The sequence below is a fragment of the Vibrio sp. Vb1574 genome (assembly GCF_033338675.1).
Genome location: NZ_JAWOTC010000347.1, coordinates 1 through 1155, shown reverse-complemented (window position 1 = coordinate 1155; position 1155 = coordinate 1). Strand labels below are relative to the sequence as shown.

Genomic DNA, 1155 nt, shown 5'->3' with positions numbered 1-1155 from the left:
AGATTTGCTGGTTTACTTCGACATCACGAGTCATACGCAAGACTTCGCGCTGTGTTTTTGGCAGTTTTTGAACTTGTTTGTTAAGACGCTCTTTCTCTTGCAGTAATGTCTGACGTTTGTCTAACAGCGATTTATAAGCTGGGTGGTCTTGGGTGAATTTTTGACTGATTTCACTTTCTTTAAATGTTAACTCATTAAGTTGGGCTTCAAGTGCCACCATCACTTTTAGAGTAGATTGTGCTTCGAGATTTAAATCGATAGATTCGTTTTCTTGTCTAAAACTGTTCAATGTATCTTCTGAAATAGTTAGCTTGTCCTTAATCTCGGGTAAATGACCTTTAAGGAAGTTGAGGCTCTGCTCAGCTTCAGCTGAGTTTCTTCTAACATTCTGCAAAAAATAGTTTTGAACAACATCATTTAAAACAAGCTGATTGTGGTCTGGGTATTCACCTTCAATACTTAGAGATACAATACCTGTTTGGCTACCTCTCTCTGAAATAGAAAGTTGTGAGGCTAACTTGTTGATAGCATCTAACTTGCTTATTTTACTTATTGTAAAAGTATCTTCATTTTGAGCATTGAGCTGGTTCACTTTTACACGATAGCCATTCATCTCAATCAGTTGACCCGCTGAACCAGAAAGTACCATTTGGTCTTCAAGCATCAAGCTGAATTGACCTTTCTCGATGTCTGTAGCAATCAGTTGATGAGATAATCCTCTAGCCGTTCGAGGTACTTCAAACGTGGTCAAAGAAATGTAGTTTTGAGTACCGTTGATTCGTGCTAGACCTTTACCAACAAAAGGTAAGTAATCAGGAGTGGCAATGGTTGTTAAGTTAAACTTATCAACGGTATCGCCAAGAATCATTCTCGATTTAATTATTTCAATTTCTGTAGTTGCAGATGATTCGGCAGAAAAGAGTTCTCCCATGTCACCGACCATCGCCGAGATACCACCTGAACTCTTCTTTTCGATTTGTATTAACGCGTCGGCTTTGTAAATCGGAGTTGATAGCAACGCGACCGCGATACCTAATGTTGCAAAAAAGAGTGTAATGCTGATGATAAACCATTTCGCGTCTATCAATATGCCGAAGAGCTTGCCTAGGTCGATCTCATCATCAGCAAAAGCAGATGATTGTATTGTTTGGTTAG

At 39.0% G+C, this 1155-nt stretch carries 1 protein-coding gene; it reads right to left on the bottom strand.

Annotation, left to right across the window (positions count from 1 at the left end; genetic code table 11):
• Positions 1-1155, bottom strand: a 1155-nt coding sequence (locus R7O12_RS26095) for a Wzz/FepE/Etk N-terminal domain-containing protein (RefSeq protein WP_318126956.1), incomplete at both ends; no start/stop codon positions are given.